The sequence below is a fragment of the Neobacillus paridis genome (genome assembly GCF_016765675.1).
Lineage (GTDB): Bacteria > Bacillota > Bacilli > Bacillales > Cytobacillaceae > Neobacillus > Neobacillus paridis.
Genome location: NZ_JAESWB010000181.1, coordinates 234046 through 252137, shown reverse-complemented (window position 1 = coordinate 252137; position 18092 = coordinate 234046). Strand labels below are relative to the sequence as shown.

The 18092-nt window shown below is 39.2% G+C and carries 16 protein-coding genes, 4 tRNA genes and 1 riboswitch; of the genes, 17 read left to right on the top strand and 3 right to left on the bottom strand.

From position 1 onward, the window contains the following. The first annotated feature begins 306 nt into the window (after positions 1–306). The 10 genes from JK635_RS14185 (at position 307) to yycJ (ending at position 8476) form a co-directional block, all read left to right on the top strand. Positions 307–382, top strand: a tRNA-Lys gene (locus JK635_RS14185). A 15-nt stretch (positions 383–397) separates the two neighbouring features. Continuing rightward, a tRNA-Glu gene (locus JK635_RS14180) sits at positions 398–469 on the top strand. A 191-nt stretch (positions 470–660) separates the two neighbouring features. Beyond that, positions 661–737: transfer RNA gene (locus tag JK635_RS14175), tRNA-Asp, on the top strand. Between the two features lie 182 nt (positions 738–919). Beyond that, a tRNA-Phe gene (locus JK635_RS14170) sits at positions 920–992 on the top strand. Positions 993–1367: 375 nt separating this feature from the next. Continuing rightward, a complete protein-coding gene (locus JK635_RS14165; RefSeq protein ID WP_202654610.1) occupies positions 1368–2786 on the top strand; it encodes a peptidoglycan DD-metalloendopeptidase family protein in 1419 nt (472 codons plus the stop codon). Between the two features lie 239 nt (positions 2787–3025). Next, complete coding sequence (gene yycF / locus JK635_RS14160; protein ID WP_202654609.1) at positions 3026–3736, top strand: response regulator YycF; 711 nt, start codon at positions 3026–3028, stop codon at positions 3734–3736. Between the two features lie 6 nt (positions 3737–3742). Further along, positions 3743–5569: a cell wall metabolism sensor histidine kinase WalK gene (walK, locus tag JK635_RS14155; protein ID WP_202654608.1), complete on the top strand. Its 1827-nt coding sequence runs from the start codon at positions 3743–3745 to the stop codon at positions 5567–5569. Beyond that, a complete protein-coding gene (locus JK635_RS14150) occupies positions 5566–6888 on the top strand; it encodes a YycH family regulatory protein (protein ID WP_202654607.1) in 1323 nt (440 codons plus the stop codon). The genes walK and JK635_RS14150 overlap by 4 nt, the downstream gene beginning before the upstream one ends. Beyond that, on the top strand, positions 6875–7675 hold the full coding sequence (locus JK635_RS14145) for a two-component system regulatory protein YycI (RefSeq protein ID WP_202654606.1): 801 nt from the start codon (positions 6875–6877) through the stop codon (positions 7673–7675). Before JK635_RS14150 ends, JK635_RS14145 begins: the two co-directional genes overlap by 14 nt. Before the next feature lie 6 nt (positions 7676–7681). Continuing rightward, entirely contained in the window at positions 7682–8476 is a 795-nt protein-coding gene (gene yycJ / locus JK635_RS14140) for an exodeoxyribonuclease YycJ (protein ID WP_202654605.1), read from the top strand. 294 nt (positions 8477–8770) lie between these two features. On the opposite strand, the gene JK635_RS14135 is transcribed toward yycJ, so the two are convergent. From JK635_RS14135 to JK635_RS14130, 3 genes are all read right to left on the bottom strand, one after another. Next, positions 8771–10303 (bottom strand): amidohydrolase, encoded by a 1533-nt coding sequence (locus JK635_RS14135; RefSeq protein ID WP_368857095.1) that lies wholly within the window; start codon positions 10301–10303, stop codon positions 8771–8773. Next, positions 10273–10551: a hypothetical protein gene (locus JK635_RS24305; RefSeq protein ID WP_235888106.1), complete on the bottom strand. Its 279-nt coding sequence runs from the start codon at positions 10549–10551 to the stop codon at positions 10273–10275. The genes JK635_RS14135 and JK635_RS24305 overlap by 31 nt, the downstream gene beginning before the upstream one ends. Before the next feature lie 421 nt (positions 10552–10972). Further along, entirely contained in the window at positions 10973–11752 is a 780-nt protein-coding gene (locus JK635_RS14130) for a MurR/RpiR family transcriptional regulator (RefSeq protein WP_202654604.1), read from the bottom strand. A 160-nt stretch (positions 11753–11912) separates the two neighbouring features. On the opposite strand from JK635_RS14130, the gene JK635_RS14125 reads away from it, so the two are divergent. The 7 genes from JK635_RS14125 to JK635_RS14095 all read left to right on the top strand — a co-directional run bounded on the left by JK635_RS14125 (position 11913) and on the right by JK635_RS14095 (position 18031). Beyond that, a complete protein-coding gene (locus tag JK635_RS14125) occupies positions 11913–12359 on the top strand; it encodes a MarR family winged helix-turn-helix transcriptional regulator (protein ID WP_202654603.1) in 447 nt (148 codons plus the stop codon). Positions 12360–12485: 126 nt separating this feature from the next. Continuing rightward, positions 12486–13724: a S1C family serine protease gene (locus JK635_RS14120; protein WP_202654602.1), complete on the top strand. Its 1239-nt coding sequence runs from the start codon at positions 12486–12488 to the stop codon at positions 13722–13724. A gap of 109 nt (positions 13725–13833) precedes the next feature. Then, positions 13834–13992 (top strand): CxxH/CxxC protein, encoded by a 159-nt coding sequence (locus JK635_RS14115; protein ID WP_202654601.1) that lies wholly within the window; start codon positions 13834–13836, stop codon positions 13990–13992. Between the two features lie 101 nt (positions 13993–14093). Beyond that, complete coding sequence (gene rlmH / locus JK635_RS14110) at positions 14094–14573, top strand: 23S rRNA (pseudouridine(1915)-N(3))-methyltransferase RlmH (RefSeq protein ID WP_202654600.1); 480 nt, start codon at positions 14094–14096, stop codon at positions 14571–14573. 322 nt (positions 14574–14895) lie between these two features. Next, positions 14896–15252 carry a nucleotide excision repair endonuclease gene (locus JK635_RS14105; RefSeq protein WP_202654599.1) on the top strand — a complete coding sequence of 119 codons (357 nt, stop codon included), beginning with the start codon at positions 14896–14898 and terminating at the stop codon, positions 15250–15252. A gap of 226 nt (positions 15253–15478) precedes the next feature. Continuing rightward, positions 15479–15559, top strand: a riboswitch (glycine riboswitch). A 134-nt stretch (positions 15560–15693) separates the two neighbouring features. Further along, on the top strand, positions 15694–17058 hold the full coding sequence (locus tag JK635_RS14100) for an amino acid permease (protein ID WP_202654598.1): 1365 nt from the start codon (positions 15694–15696) through the stop codon (positions 17056–17058). Positions 17059–17410: 352 nt separating this feature from the next. Next, the gene (locus JK635_RS14095; RefSeq protein WP_306792947.1) at positions 17411–18031 is read left to right on the top strand and encodes a Uma2 family endonuclease; all 621 of its coding nucleotides are present in this window, start codon (positions 17411–17413) and stop codon (positions 18029–18031) included. Positions 18032–18092 lie beyond the last annotated feature (61 nt).

Here is an 18092-nt window from a genome sequence, read left to right as displayed (position 1 = left end):
AGGTCGGTAGATGGGGGAAATGTCTTTCATCGGGGTAATGAAGGACAAAGCGTGTTAGAAAACCGAGGGAAATGTCTTTCATCGAGGTTATGAAGGACAAAACGTGTTAGAAAACCGAGGGAAATGTCTTTCATCAGAGTTATGAAGGACAAAACTGTAAGAAAAACAAGAAGAATTGTCTTTAATAAGATATCTTTAGGACGAAACTACAAGAAAAAGATAAAAAGAATTAAAAAAGTATTGCACTTTATACAATAAACATGCTATGATAAAAAACGTCGTCACAAACTGATAATAAAGTAGTATGAGCCATTAGCTCAGTCGGTAGAGCATCTGACTTTTAATCAGAGGGTCGAAGGTTCGAGTCCTTCATGGCTCACCATTTTTCATCAAAATTGGCCCCTTGGTCAAGCGGTTAAGACACCGCCCTTTCACGGCGGTAACACGGGTTCGAATCCCGTAGGGGTCACTAGAAAAGCGGAAGGCGCCCGCTAATCGGCGACAAGCATAAGACGGGCCGGCCTGAAGGTTGTTTTTTAACCTACTGGACGGATTGGCTTATGACCTTGAGCCGATGGAGCCTGTAGCTAGACATCGGCATTTGGCGGGTCGGTGAAAGACTGGCAAGGACGGTCTCCTTGCTGATCCGTCATTAATATTGGTCTGGTAGTTCAGCTGGTTAGAATGCCTGCCTGTCACGCAGGAGGTCGCGGGTTCGAGTCCCGTCCAGACCGCCACCATACATAACTTCGTACAGTAAAAAATTTATATGGCTCAGTAGCTCAGTCGGTAGAGCACGTCCGAATAAGCTACTTTGAATAAGCTTCAGCGTACCCATCGAGTTGTATCTTGAAGAGACCCTCTGAGATGGGGACGAAGGACGAGAACTATCAAGTTTTAGGAAACAATAACCTCATATGGCTCAGTAGCTCAGTCGGTAGAGCAAAGGACTGAAAATCCTTGTGTCGGCGGTTCGATTCCGTCCTGAGCCATCTATTCTAAAAAACGCTTGCAGATGGCAAGCGTTTTTTAGCTCCCTTCGGTTTAATCTAATTGTAAAATGCCCTTCAATTTCTAACAGTCACAAATCAATATATTCCAATCTATAAGTTTACGATGTCCCTCCCCTTAGTACTAGTAAAACCCTTGAATTATAGGTATTTTAGCCTGGTTGAATAAATGAATTATAGGTAGATTTTACTGGCATATTTCATAAAAAATAGGAAAATGTCAGCAATTATACATTTATATTACATTATTAAGACTGCAACATTTTTCGAAAAAAACTATGGTAAAGTAAAATAGGTTTGAAAATCTGGAAGACTTTGATCATGAGAGTACTAGTTTAAAAGGTTTAGGAGGATAAAATGGCCTTTTCAAATAAGCGATATTTAATATTAAAGACTTCAGTTATTTCAACACTGGCAGTCTCGACAATTGCATTTAGCACCGGTCCACTTGCCTTTGCTAACACAGATAAAACGGATGCCTATCAGGTTTATGTTAATGGTACATATGCCGGCAATATTAGCAATAAAAAGGTCGTCAACCCAATGTCTGAAAAACCAGAAGAGATCAGCAAATCTCAACCAACATCTGATCCCAAAGACCTATACATACCAGAAGGTGTTTTATCCAATACTGCTAAAGGCACTCAACCAATCAAAACCTTAAAGGATGTATTTCAGATAAAGATTCAAGCCGCGGCCATTGTGATTGATGGAAAGCCAGTAGTTTATCTAGATCGTAAAGAAACTGCCCAGGAGGTTATGAGAAACCTTATGCTTCAATATGTTTCCAAGGATCAATTAGAGGAGCTTGAAGCTAGAAAGTCTTCCCTGGATAAGGCTTTACCACCATTAAAGGATGATGAGACGCGGATAGTAGACGTTCATTTTTCTAAAAATGTTTTTGTCAGCGAACAGAACGTTGAGCCTGAAAAAATTTTGACGATTAGGGATGCCGTCACCTATTTGCAAAAAGGAACAGTACAAGATAGAAAATATACGGTTCAGAACGGCGATACACTTGAATCAATTGCCGGGCAGCATGGCTTAAAGCTAAAAGACCTCTTAGAATTGAACCCGCAGCTTTCAGAGAAAACACTTTTAAAAATTGGTCAAGAAATGAATGTTACCACACTTACCCCATTATTGGAGGTAATCGTGGAAAAGGAAACAAAGAAAAAAGAAACCATTCCGTTTGCTACCAAAACGGTTGAAAACTCAAGTTTAACCAAAGGGCATACAAAAATAACCCAAGAAGGCAAGGATGGGCTGCAATCGGTAATCTATAATATTACCGAACAAAACGGCACCGAAACCTATAAGGAAAAAGTTAGCCAACAAACTCTTAAGCAGCCGGTAAACCGTGTTGTTGTCAAGGGAACGAAGGTTATTCCTTCCCGAGGTGAAGGAGACTTTGCCTGGCCGACAGTTGGCGGCTATATTTCCAGTCAAATGGGGTATCGCTGGGGTAAATTGCATAAAGGAATTGACATTGCAAGGCCAAGTGACAGAACCATTAAAGCAGCCGATAATGGTGTAGTGGTGGCTGCTGGTTGGGGAAGCGGCTATGGAAATCGAATCATCATCGATCATCGGAATGGATTTCGCACATTATATGGCCATATGTCGTCGCTTAAGGTAAAAGCTGGGCAAGCCGTTTCCAAAGGGATGGCAATCGGTATTATGGGTTCCACGGGAAATTCCACAGGTGTCCATTTACATTTTGAAGTATATAAAAACGGTGGCCTAGTCAACCCTTTGAAATATATAAACAGATAAAATTAGAGAGATTCCACGCTAATGCGGGCGCAATCAATGTCTCTGGCTCATAATGCCGGAGGCTTTTTCATTTTAATCTGACGTCAGAGAAAATCAGCTAGGTACTTCACTTTTCGTTGTTAAATACTTCTAATTGATGAATTTAGGCGAAAATAATGGTAAAGTAAAATAGAATAGTTATGACTTTTCGCAATATGTAAGATAGATTAGAGTTTCACATTATGGAGAGGAGTAACGGTATGGAAAAGAAGATTCTCATAGTTGATGATGAAAAGCCAATTGCAGATATCCTCCAGTTTAATCTGAGAAAAGAAGGGTATCTCGTTTATTGTGCATATGACGGCAATGAGGCACTTAATTTAGTAGAAGAAGTACAACCTGACCTCATCCTTCTCGATATTATGCTTCCTGGCAAAGATGGTATGGAAGTATGCAGGGAAATAAGGAAAAATTATGAAATGCCAATTATTATGTTGACGGCCAAGGATTCAGAAATTGATAAAGTTTTGGGGCTTGAACTAGGTGCTGACGACTATGTGACAAAGCCATTTGGCACAAGAGAACTGATTGCCCGGGTAAAAGCAAACCTGCGCCGCCATCAGCAAGTGATTTCTCAATCCGAGACAGAAAATGATACGAATGAAGTTTCAATTGGCACGCTTGTGATCCATCCGGATGCCTATATTGTATCCAAACGCGGGGAAACAATTGAATTAACGCACCGGGAGTTTGAATTGCTTTACTATCTGGCGCAGCATATTGGTCAAGTCATGACTAGGGAGCATTTGCTGCAAACCGTTTGGGGCTATGATTATTACGGTGACGTTCGAACCGTTGATGTTACAGTAAGGCGTCTCCGTGAAAAAATCGAAGATAACCCAAGCCACCCAGCATGGATTGTCACTAGACGCGGGGTGGGATATTATTTACGGAATCCCGAACAGGAGTAATGACTTGTGAAAAAGGTTGGTTTCTTTCGCTCTATACATGTTAAAATTGTGATCATCTATGTCCTCCTTATTTTAGTAGCAATGCAAGTAATCGGTGTTTATTTTGTCAAACAGCTTGAGACAACCCTCAGGACCAATTTTCAAACATCGATTAAAGAACGGGTAAATTTGCTTGCTTATAATATTCGTGAGGAAATGGAAAAAGAAAGAACACCTGAAGATCCGACACTTGAAGATAGTATCGGCAAAATTCTTCGTGATTTTAAAGCAGTGGATATTTCAGAAGTGCAGGTAATTGAAGGCCGGTCGCTGAAAATTTTGGGGACATCTGAGACTAATAATCAAGGAGTTGTCGGGCAGCGAACGACAGAACTGCGAATTAAACAATCAATGGTGTTGGAAGAGGACCAAAGTGTGATTCAAATTGATCCCCAGACTGGTCATCGGATTTGGGTTCTCTCCACCCCCATCAAGTCCGGCAATAAAGTTCTTGGCGCCATTTATTTAGTGGCAAAAATAGAAAGTGTTTTTACCCAAATGAAGACGATAAATAGTATTTTTGCCAAAGGGACGGCAATTGCTTTATCAATTACCGCAGTGCTCGGAGTTTTGCTGGCTCAAACAGTGGCAAAGCCTATCGCTGATATGAAGAAACAGGCGTTGGCAATGGCGAAGGGGAACTTTTCCCGGAAGGTTAGAGTGTACGGTAACGATGAAATTGGCACGCTTGCGACAACCTTTAATCATTTAACCAAAAAACTGCAGGAAGCCCAAGCGATGACAGAGGGGGAACGAAGAAAGCTGTCATCGGTCTTGTCGTTCATGACGGATGGCGTGATTGCCACGGATCGGAAAGGCCGTGTGATCTTGATAAATGATCCTGCTACCGAAATGCTGGATGTTTCACGTGAAACAGTTCTTTCCCAGCCGATTGTCTCCGTTCTAGGCTTGGAAGGCACCAATACGTTTGAGGATCTACTAGAAGAAAAGGATTCCTTAATTTTGGATTATAGTACAAAAAATGGACCATATATTCTTCGGGCCAATTTTTCTGTGATTCAAAAAGAAACCGGTTTTGTCAATGGATTAATTGCTGTCCTCCACGATATTACCGAACAGGAGAAAATTGATGCTGAACGAAGAGAATTCGTCGCCAATGTTTCACATGAGTTAAGGACACCGTTGACGACGATGCGCAGCTACTTGGAAGCATTGGCTGATGGCGCCTGGAGCGATAAGGAAATTGCTCCGGGGTTTATAGAGGTGACACGAACCGAAACGGAAAGAATGATCCGTCTTGTCAATGATCTGTTGCAGCTATCGAAAATGGATAGTATCGACTATAAACTCAATAAGGAATGGGTCAATTTTGTCGTTTTCTATGACCGTATTATTGACCGGTTCGAAATGTCTAAGCAGCAAAATGTCACCTTTAAACGGATGCTGCCGAACCATGCCATCTTTGTGGAAGTGGATGAAGATAAGATGACACAGGTGCTCTACAACATTATCTCAAATGCCTTAAAGTATTCACCAGAAGGCGGACAGATCACCTTCGCGATCAAAGAAAAAGGCGACAATATCATTGTTAGTGTGACAGATGAAGGTGTTGGCATTCCAAAAGAGAGTCTTGGAAAAATATTTGATCGGTTTTATCGCGTCGATAAAGCTAGAACCCGTAAATTGGGCGGTACAGGACTTGGACTAGCCATTGCCAAGGAAATCATAAAGGTTCATGGCGGCAAAATTTGGGCAAAAAGCAGAGAAGGGAAAGGAACAACCATTGCTTTTTCGCTGCCGTATGAGAGTACTGAAGAGGATGAATGGTCATGAGATACGAAACAATCAAATCGGTTATTCTGACAATCTTAGTCTTGGTCAGTATTTTATTAACCTGGAATCTTTGGACATATCAGCCTGATTACGAAACAATGAAAAGCCGTAATTATGTCAATGAAGTAACCTTGAGTAAAAAACAGGAAGTCAAGAAAATTATCCGTCCCGACCTAGCAATGTTTCATATTAATGGCAAGCATTATGGCACGTATAATGATGGAGAATTGGAAAAAGTCATCAAGGAATTAAGCAAATGGACTTTTTTCGATTTAAAAAATTATACAGACAAGGTGAATAATTTTAATCAGTTGGTCCATGGCAGCGGTAATGCTGAAATCATTTTTCCCGATGAAGTACCAATTGAATTATATCGAAGTGTCCTAAACATCAAACAAAGGAAAGTCCCATCGTTTAACTTTGATCGAATTGTGATTAATGTGGAACATTCCGAAAAAGAAAACGGGATTGTCTATTTTGTTTCCTCGAAAAATCGCGATGTTTACATTAGTAATATTTCACTGGCTAATCTTAATGCTTTTTATCGCAGCTTTTTTAAAAATGGTGATGAGTATCCTGTCTATTTTGCTTATAATCCGACAAATACACGGACGATTTTTCTTCCTAAGAATGAAACAAAAATGATTATGTACAAGTATGTGCCGAAAACCCTTGATTCTGAGGAATTTAAGGAAGCGCTCTTTAGTGACCCAAGTTTTGTCAAAAAAAGTATACTAACCAACGGGGAAGAGTATACAAATGACTCAAGTAAATTGACGATTATAAATGATAAAAACATGTTGTCTTATGTAAATCCAACAGCAGAGGATAATTATACGGAAAATGCTTATGATTTGGTGAAGCGCAGCATTGATTTTGTCAATGAACACGGCGGGTGGACTGATCAATTCCGCTATGCTGCCAAGGATGAATATAAGCGAATGGTTACCTTTCGATTGTATAGCAAGGATGGCTTGCCAGTATTCAATGATGTAGGACTTTCGGAAATCACCGAGGTGTGGGGCCGAAATGAACTTAATAAATATATTCGTCCGAACATTTCCTTGGAGCTGCAATTAACAACAGAGGCCAAAAGCGTTATCAGTTCGTCAGGATATGAAGCGCTGGAAATGGTAAAAGATAGGCCAAACTATAAACCGGAGCTTCTTGAACAAATCGTATTAGGTTATCACATGGAAAAGGATCCGGAGGGGAGTAAGCTGATCCTCTTAAAGCCCGCCTGGTACTATCGCTACGATAATCAATGGGAAATGATTACAACGAAAGATGGGGGGGGACCGGGACATGGATTGGAGTAAAATTAAAACCATTTTTATCATTACGTTTTTGGTCCTGGATGTCTACCTTTTATATCAATTCCTGAAAATCCGTGATGCCAATAAATATGAGATTATGAGCGATGCTTCGTTTGAAGAAAAATTGAAGGCGGACGAAATTACCTTTGGCGAGCTGCCAAAAACATTAATTAAAGCGAAATATTTAGGTGCGACACCTAAAGTTTTTACCGCAGAGGATACGAAGAAATTAACAGGACAAAGGATTGCTTCAAAGGAACCGAGTACTGTTTTAATTGCAAATTTGGAAAAACCGCTGCAATTAAGTTCAAAGTTTGAACCTGCGGAACTGACGGCTTTTTTGAAGGGTCACGTGTTATATGGCGATCAATATCAATTTTGGGAAAAAAATGATAAGCAGCAGACGATTACCTATTTTCAACAATATGACAACCTCCCATTATATCATAATATTAATGGGATGATTTCTTTTAAGTTTAATGTGAAGAATCAGGTTGTTGCCTATCAACAAAGTTATTTGGAAGGAATAGAAGGTATGGCAGCTAAGAAGGAGGAAATTCTTTCTCCATTAAAGGTAATTGAAACGCTGCATCAAAAGGGACTCCTGAAGCCGAAAAGTAAAATTACCAAGGTTGAGCTTGGTTATTCGACACTCATTCAGTTAGCAGCATCCCAAGTTTTGGCCCCAACCTGGCGCTTTGAGGTAAATGGCAAGGAAAGTTTGTTTGTCAATGCCTTCGAAGGTCAGATTATTGATTTTAATAGTGATGAAAAAATGAGTGTGGAGTGAGTTAGCATGTCTTTACGTTACAGCATCCTGGCCAGCGGCAGTACGGGCAACGCCCTTTACGTCGAGTCAGACGAACATTCCTTTTTGGTAGATGCGGGTTTTAGCGGAAAGCAGATGGATGCTCTTTTTCAACAAATTGACCGTGATCCCAGCAAGCTTTCTGCGATTTTTGTCACCCATGAACATAGTGACCATATAAAAGGAATCGGCGTCTTGGCACGCAAATATAAATTACCGGTCTATGCCAATGAAAAGACATGGCAGGCCATGGAACACGCAGTCGGCGTCATTCCAACCGAGCAGAAGTTTGTGTTTAACATGGAATCGGTAAAAAGTTTTGGTTCGATTGAGATTGAATCATTTGGTGTTTCGCACGATGCTGCAGAGCCAATGTTTTATATCTTCCATCATTCCGGAAAAAAACTGGTGTTAATTACTGATACCGGATATGTCAGCGACCGAATGAAAGGAATCATCTCAAATGCCGATGTGTATGTGTTTGAATCGAATCATGATGTGCAAATGCTCAGGATGGGCCGCTATCCGTGGAATCTTAAACGAAGAATTTTAAGTGATGTCGGACACGTCTCCAATGAAGACGCGGCACTTGCGATGAGTGAGGTCATTGGCGACCGGACAAAAAAAGTGTATCTTGCCCACTTAAGCATGGATAATAATATGAAGGATTTGGCAAGAATGTCGGTGACCCAAACATTAGAAAGCCGCGGGATCATTGTAGGCGAACAATTTGGGCTTTATGATACAGACCCGAAGACCCCGACCATTTTAACGGCAGTATAGAATCGAAAAATGAGAATGCCATCGTAATTGTTTAATAAAGGTATTTGACAAAAGATTGATTAATTTAAAGTAAAGTGAAGGGGCTGTCCGAAAGTCCATTTTTGAGTAAAAAACACCGAAAATAAAAACCCAAGAATGCTGATATTATCAACATTCTTGGGTTTTTCTATTTTTAATTTTGGGGCTGAAAAACCACTTTTCGGACAGCCCCTTTTGTAAAGTTAATTGACCTGTTTATTTTTCTGGATCTGGAATAATATTGATCTTCTACAGAATGATATTAGGCTTCGTTAATTATTTTCTTTTAAAGACAATTTTTCCACCAACGATAGTGTAATCTACAGATGTCTCGGAGATGTTCTTAGGCTTGATTTTAGTAATATCCCGATCAAGCACGACCATGTCGGCTTTCTTGCCTACTTTCAATGTTCCCAGATCCTTTTCACGGAATATTTGGTAGGCAACATTTTTGGTCACTGCCTGAAGCATTTCCCGAACGGTAAGCGCCTGCGAAGCATTACGAACCATATTCTTATCTTGCTCACCCGGATATGGGCTGTTTCTGGTGACTCCTGTCTCGATCGAATTAAGCGGGCGGTAGTCAGGAGTCGGTGGGTAGTCGCTGGAGCCGGCAATCGTTACTCCTTTATCCCACATCTTCCTTGCCGGGTAAAATGCCAAAGCTCGTTTTTCACCAACCATAGATTTTTCCAACTCATAATATTGGTCTTTATAAAACCAGAATGGCTGTAATGATGCAATGACCTTTAAGGCCTTCATTCTAGGAATATCCTTATCTGAGATTGCCGAAATATGTGTGATCGTATGACGAGAATCCCGTACGCCATTGGCTTTGGCAGCTTTTTCAATTGCGTTGAGGCTCATGTTGACAGCACCATCACCAATCGCATGGATATGAACCTGTATCCCAGCTTTGTCCATAGCCGCAACCATTTTGTTGAATTCATCCACTTTCCAAACTGAATCGCCACGAAAGTTTGGACCCATTCCTGCATTTTTTGTATATGGTTCAAGGAATAGAGCGGTCTTTCCTTCGGTTACCCCATCGGCAAATAGTTTAGCCGTGTGTACTTGCAGCCAATCAGAATGATATTTTTGTTTAGCAGCTTTTATCGTTTTAACCACTTCTTTAGGATTGTCCCCCGGGTCGACAAAATAGGCGCCGGAGACACGCATCGTCAACTTTCCTTCCTTTTCCAATTCACCGATTGCATCAATAACCGGGACACCCTTTAATTGAAAGGTCATAACGCCAGTCATCCCATAGCTGTGCATTTCCTCTTGATATTTCAAAATGGCTTGTTTATATTGTTCTTTAGTTAACTTAAACAAATCACTGACTTTATTGACCAAATTCGTGGCACCTTCCCGTAAAACACCCCGTGGAGAGCCATCGGCATTGTGTTCAATCATTCCGCCTTTAGGCGCCTTGGTATTCTTCGTAATTCCGGCCATTTCAAGTGCCTTAGAGTTTACCCACACAGAATGTTGATCAATCGAATAGAGAATGACTGGTATATCGGAAACCACTGCATCAAGATCCTCTTTTTGTGGCCCTGGATTCGTCCCATCCGCTAGTTTAAATGGGCCATTTTGCCAGCCGTTACCTAAAATGATCTTATCATGAGGATGGTTCTTTCTGAAATCGGATACAGCCTTAATGTATTCTTGCTTACTTTTCAAAGTGGTAAGATCTACTTGAAAAAGCTTTGTAACCCAAAGTGACTCTATATGCGTATGGCCATCCATAAATCCCGGAGCAACCATCTTTCCCTTTAAATCAATAACCTTGGTGTTTTTATCCACATATTTTTGGACACCTTTGTACTGCCCACATAAATGATTTTGCCGTTCTTTGCAGCAATTGCCTGAGCTGTTGGCTGGCTTTTTTCCATTGTATAGACAATCCCATTTTTAAGAACTAGAGAAGCTTTTTCACCAGATGTTTTCGTTGATTTTGGACTGTCTTTGGTAAAGCCGCTTAATACTGGTAATATTGCCAAAAGAATGATGATTAAAAATGCTAGACTACGATTTTGTAGAATACCTTTCATTTGTTAAGCCCCCTTTAGTATAAGAAAATAAGCTTTTCTGTAAGGCTAGTTCGTTCTGTTTAGCAAGTTCCAACATATAGTCCTTATCCTCTGGTTAAAGCCCCCCTACACATTATTTAGACATTTCTGCAGGAATGTTTCACCTATATACTAAGGTTAAGCGTTTACAAAGGAAATAGATTTTTGAGCTATAGTTTTCGGCATTCTTCTATTAAAACATGTTTCAAATCATGAAACATGTTTCGATGAAAGAAAAATAATGAATGTATCAATGAAAAGGGATCATAAATAAAAACTCGCCGATTGGCGAGTCCGTAAAGGGGCATGAGGCGTAGGTGAATTTATGCTTTCCTGTTTGCTAAAAAGAGGCCATGGAAAAGACCGAGGTCGCTTTTAAATAAATTCCGTGAAGGGGTAATTTTTACTTTGCTGATTGCTCCATTATTTCGACCATATATTTATAAGAAATTAATTCAATAATACTAATCATGGAGATTCTTGATGTCAAATCTATTTCGTTATAATGGATATAATCCGAAAATATATACAGATTAATATGGCTCATGTTTTGTACAGGATTATTATTTGCTGATGTGATCGAGATAACAGTCGCTTTTGATTTAATATTCAATTGTTCAATATCCAAAATCAATTCTCTATCCTCTCCGCCATACGATAAAAAGAAGACAAGGTCATTGTTTCGAATTCCGCTTAATAGCATCTTGCGAAAGTAGTGGTCTTCTGGAAAAACAACTTCAAAACCGAGGCCAGAAAAAATATATTCAAAATAATGGGCAACACTTTTGTTTAAACCGCGTGCCATTACGATGAGCCTTGGCTTATTTTTAAGAAGATGAATAATTTTATCCACTTTTTCCTCATCAAGTACACGAACGGATTCATAAATATTTTTTAAATACTCAATTCGATAATTTTCCTGTGAGACAGTAAATGGATTCGTGTTTTTGATAAAGTTTGAATCTGTATATTTTAAAATGGCAGTAAATTCACTGTAGCCGGAAAAACCAATTTTTTTTAAAAAACGGCTCATGGTAGCAGAGGATACATAGCATTTTGCGGCCAATTCACGTATTGTGCTTCTCTTTACCTCTTCGATATTTCGAATGATATAATTATATAGTTCCTTTTCATTATTATTCAGAGTATTAAGGTGTTTTGATGTAATTTCAAAAAAGTCCATTTTTTCCGCCCCCAATAATCAATAGGAAAGGTTTTCATTATATTTTCAGCTTTTTATCATTTGATTTAAAAAAGAATTATATAGTTTATTTAACTTAACTAAACTAAATGTAACTACTTTCAAAATTTTAGTCAATCATTCTTTTTTCAGGAGGACGACCATGCTTGCGGATTATCGAAAAATTTTCAATAGATTAAATCAAGCCGTTTACGAGTTTTACCTGCAATATAACAAAGGTGCACAAAAAATAGATGAATACAACTTAACTGTTCAGCAAGAAAATATACTTCTCTATATCATGCGGAATCAAGGGGTGAGAGCAAATGATATCGCGGCAAATTTTTCAATTACAAAAAGTGCAGTTAGCCAAGTTTTATCAAAGTTAGGTAAAAGAAAATTTATAGTTCGTGAAAGTAATCCAAACAATCTTCGTGAATCTTTTATCTTTCTTGGGGAGGAAGGGAAAAAATATGCTCAATTAATTGCCGAAGCTGATGAGACATTTATTAAAAAATACTGCTCTCAGATAAAAGTGGAAGAACTGGAGCAAATGGTTCAAACAATGGAAAAGCTTAGTAGCCTTTTTAAGGAAAATAACGAAAGTTAAAATATGCAAAGGTGAGAACACTCTGTGCCTTTTTCAATCAGTATTTTCCCTTTGGCCTGAGTATAATTATATTAATAAGCCAAAATAAAAAGTATCAATCATATCGTAAGAGAGGAATGATGTAATTTGGGTTATTATGATGATCATTCACCGAACCGCTCCAGTGGACAGAAAGGTAAGGGTGGAATCTTTATTGCCAGCCTGGTAGGCGCCATTTTAGGTGCCATCTTGGTTATCATTGCCATTCCCGCTCTTTCCAACAATGGGCTTCTTCCCTATACAGTGCAGCCAAATCAAAAAACTGCCGAAACAACTACAGATAATACCGGACAACAGACGATACATAAGCAGGTTGCCTATGATGTAAAAACCAATACCACCAACGCCATTGATAAAACCGCTGCAGCTGTTGTCGGAATCAACAATATCCAATCAACGAGCTTTTGGTCGGATAGTGATAACGGCGATAATTCTGATGAAACAGCAGGAACCGGTTCAGGAGTTATTTATAAACAGGCCGGCGGAAAAGCCTATGTTGTCACAAACCATCATGTTGTTGAAGGTGCAACAAGGCTGGAAGTCAGTCTATCTGATGGAACAAAGCTGCCAGCCAAGCTATTGGGAAGTGATATTTGGTCTGACTTGGCGGTCCTTCAAATAGATGCAAACAAAGTAAAAAAAATCGCGGAATTTGGCGATTCTGACAGTTTAAAAATAGGAGAACCGGTGATTGCGATCGGCAACCCGCTTGGTCCGACCTTTTCTGGCTCGGTTACCCAAGGAATTATCTCCGGGCTAAACCGGACAATACCAGTTGACATTGATCAGGATGGTGTGGTTGACTGGCAATCGGAGGTTTTACAGACGGATGCCGCGATTAATCCGGGTAACAGCGGCGGAGCCTTGATTAATATGGCTGGTCAGGTCGTCGGGATTAACTCAATGAAAATTGCTCAGAATGCGGTTGAAGGGATTGGTTTATCGATTCCAATTAATTCCGCCAAGCCAATTATTGATGATCTTGAGAAATATGGCAGTGTCAAACGGCCTTATATGGGCTTGGACTTAAAATCAGTGGATGAAATTCCTGCCTACTATCAGCAGGAGGCGTTAAAGCTCCCGCGCGATATAACCTATGGTGTGGCGATTCGCCAAGTTGTGCCGGGCTCACCGGCGGCACGCGCCGGACTTCAAGAGTTGGATGTCATTGTCGAGATGGATGGTCAAAAAATCAATGATGTCATTGATCTTCGCCAACACTTGTATACGAAAAAGAATATCGGCGAGAAAATGACCATCAAATATTACCGCAATGGCAAGCTGCGGGAAACAAGTTTAACGTTAACTTCAGATAAAATACAATAGGAATGGTTGAAAACAGGAAGGTGTTTGACTCACTTTCCTGTTTTTCTTAATGCAGTATGATATAGTACGGGTAGTCAATGTCAATAATGAGGAAAGGTGAAAGAGTAAAATGATTTATTGCTGTGAGGAACATGTCGAGCTGGGTTTAGATATCATTGTGGATGAATATGAAACATTTCCGGTATTAACAAAAATTGATGTGGATAACTTATCAACAAGTTGTGAATTTTGCTCAAACAGGGCTGTATATTTTGTGGCGAACAAGTGATTTCATACAAGATGTGGATAAAAAATGTGCATATGTGGATAACTTCTGTGGATAAGTTGTTTGTAAGCTGTGCTTAATTCCATTTAAAAGGGTTGTGGATTGTGAATATCTCAATTATTACGGTTGGAAAATTAAAAGAGAAGTACTTGAAGCTGGGGATAGAGGAGTATCTCAAGCGGCTTTCCGCCTATGCCAAGGTGGAGATGGTTGAAGTTGCAGACGAAAAGGCCCCGGAGGAGTTAAGTGAATTGGAAATGCTCCAGGTGAAGCAAAAGGAGGGCGAACGAATTCTCACCAAAATTAGTGCGGATACCTATGTAATTGCTTTGGCGATTAAGGGGAAGATGCGCTCATCAGAAGAATTGGCCGAGTCGTTGGATCAACTGGCCACCTACGGTAAAAGTAAAATTGCCTTCGTCATCGGCGGATCACTGGGACTGAGTGACGAAGTCTTGCAGCGGGCGAATGAACAGCTGTCGTTCTCGCGGATGACCTTCCCCCATCAGCTGATGCGATTGATTTTGCTTGAGCAGATCTATCGGGCGTTTCGGATTATTAGGGGTGAACCGTATCATAAGTAAATGAGGTGTTAAAATATTGGTGAAAAAGTAATGGAGCGGGCTTTAGAAAAGTAAATTATATTTATAATGTCCTTGTTGGGTACATTTAGAAATGAGACGCTTAACCAAGGTTATTACTAAGAATGATGCAGGGGTAGAAGTTGAGAAAGATATTTAAAAGTTTTCATTAATTGGAATGCAAAATACGACTGCATAACAGTAATGATAGAAAACCTATTTGTAAATGTTGTTTTTCTCAGTTGAACTCCATAAGGTGGATGTAAATATGCTTAAAGAAGTCTGTGTAGACTTTTAACCAATACCGAAGGAGAAGTGAACGAAAGTGATAAACATAACCATTCCAAAACCAGATGTTTCCATTACTAAACAGAAGAACCCGGAATTAAGTAATATTTATGGATTTACAGAATTCCACCTCATTCCTAGAGATAAGGGTGGCATTTTTATGTTCTACAGTCATAACCAAGAGCTATTATTTGTTGGTAAGGCAAGGAAATTGCGGCAAAGAATTAAAAAGCATTTTGAAGATACAGTATCCCCAATTAAAATGCATAGGAATGAAGTTGCAAAAATCGATGTTTGTATTATCGAAGACCCTGTACATAGAGAGATTTATGAAACGTATATTATTAATGAATTCAAGTCGAAGTACAATATAGACAAGGTGTTTTTTAGGTGAAAATTTCATACAGGCAATAGATTTTCCAATAACGTAAGTGTAAAAAACCTCCCTATGATTTTTATAGGGAGGTTTTTTTGAATAAAAATGAATACAGAGCAGTATGGGATGTTAATTTATGTGTTGACAAACTATATAACTACTACTAAAATTAAAAATTATTTAGAAATAGTGAATTAAATTTAATCATTAGCAGGCTATGATTGCTATGGGTCACACTATAGCAGGAGCAGCTTCTGGAGAGATCGCAGGAATTTTGCGGCGCCGAAGGGTTCACAATCTCAGGCAAAAGGACAGAAGAGTACTGAATATTTATTTGTTGTGTTGATACTATTTAGCATACCAAATATTATTTATTATTCTTTTGGAAAAGAGATTGGATATCCTCCAATCTCTTTTTTTATGGTTTAAACTAAAATATTTTATTAGGAGGAGTTAGGATTGGCACAACAAGAATTAAAGAGGGATTTATCAAATCGGCATGTACAACTAATCGCAATTGGCGGTACCATTGGTACGGGATTATTCTTAGGGTCCGGTAAAGCCATTCAACTCGCGGGCCCATCCATCATCCTTGCATATTTAATCGTAGGAATCGCCGTTTTTTTTGTTATGAGGGCACTAGGAGAACTCCTGTTGTCTAAAGCAGGTTATCAATCTATTACAGATATTGCTGAAGACTATCTTGGACCACGATATGCTTTTGTAACCGGATGGACCTATTGGTTTTGTTGGATAATGACTGCTATGAGTGATGTGATTGCCGTTGGTGTTTATGTACAATATTGGTTCCATATTCCACAATGGATCCCTGCAATTGTCTGTTTGATCATTTTACTAGGACTCAATCTACTAACTGTAAAGATTTTTGGAGAATTGGAGTTTTGGTTTGCTTTAATAAAGGTAATAACGATTCTCGGATTAATTGTTATTGGGATTATATTACTGGTGATGGGATTCAAGACAAATCAAGGTATGGTTACGATTAAAAATCTTTGGGCACAAGGGGGACTTTTTCCAAACGGAATATCAGGCTTCTTACTTTCATTCCAAATGGTTGTATTTGCATTTGTCGGTGTGGAATTAGTAGGTGTCTCGGCAGCGGAAACATCCAACCCGGAAAAAAATATTCCATCGGCTATCAATAAAATTCCTTTAAGGATTCTATTTTTCTACGTTGGCGCACTTCTTGTCCTTTTATGTATTAACCCATGGACGGAATTAAATGCAGCAGAAAGTCCTTTTGTTAAAACGTTTAGTTTAGTTGGAATTCCGATTGCAGCAGGAATTATTAATTTTGTCGTATTAACCTCAGCAGCTTCTGCTTGTAATAGCGGAATGTTTTCAACAAGTCGTATCCTATATAGTTTAAGTAATAATAACCAGGCTCCATCTAAGTTTACAAAACTAAATAAAAATCATGTCCCAGGTAACGCATTATGGATCTCCACGGTAGTCCTATCGGTGGGAGCCCTTTTGACTAAGCTTATTCCAGAACAAGCTTTTGAAATCGTGACGACCATTAGTGCGATTTGTTTTATTTGGGTTTGGGGTGTCATTCTGATTTGTCATTTAAGATATAAGAAAACACGTTCAGATTTACAGGCAGAATCAAAATTTAAAGCACCATTCACACCATTTATTAATTACGTTGTCCTAATCTTGTTTGCCATCATTCTCATTATTATGCTGTTTGCTGAAGTTACACGGCCTGCCCTATTGTTGACGCCTCTATGGTTTATTCTATTATTTACATGGCATTCAAATAGGAAGAAGGAAGAAAAAAATATTAAATTATCTGCATAGGGTCAACCATAAGTTGACGGCTATTTCTTTACATACCATCCGACAAAACGAGGACCAAATTCAATTGAACTGCGACATTGGAATAGGCCCCCCAACAACATGGTCAGATCCAATGCTTGATGGAGTATTGCGCCACTGTATCTTTTTCATCTAGGCAAAGATTATCCCTCATTGTAATGGTCAACAAAAATACGATAAAATAAAGACAAAAGACAGTAGGGGTGAACGATTGAACGACCCTGAATACATTCTTAACCTGTAATAAATGCAGCAAGAATTGAATCAAAAAGGTTAGAAAAAATGGGGGGCACCCTACTCCCCGAACTAATGACCGGTGAGGTAAGGGGAACTATTGAAGGATGAAAATGGAGAAAGGGTGAATGGAATGAGCATGAATCAACCACAGTCTAATTACTCATATGCTGATTATCTTGAGTCTTCGGAAGAAATTCGATATGAAGTGATTGACGGGCAAATTATTAGTATGTCGCCAGCACCGACACCAAAGCACCAGCATGTTCAAAGAGAGTTATTAATTGAATTTGGTACGTATTTAAGGGGAAAAGAGTGCAGTGTATTTGGTTCTCCCATCGATGTGTGCCTTTTTGCGAATCAAACAACACCAAACGAAAAGATCAAGGATTGGGTTCAACCAGATATTGTGGTCATATGTGATCGTAATAAAATCAACCCACAAAATATTGTTGGTGCTCCCGATTTGGTGATTGAAATTCTTTCTCCCTCCACCGCTCGAAATGACAGAGTCATCAAATTCAATAACTATCAAAAGGCTGGGGTCAGAGAATATTGGATTGTCGACCCCTCAAACGAATACGTGGAAGTATTTCTGTTGCAGAACAATCGCTTTATTTCATCAGGTTTCTATACAAAAGAAGATTCCATAAAGGTCAACATATTTGAAGATTTAAGCATAGAACTTAAACATGTTTTTCAAGATGATAGTGGGAAGTAAACCATTCGGAGGAAGTGTTAGAGGAAGCTCACTTGAATAGTGAGATCTTTTGGATTCCTTT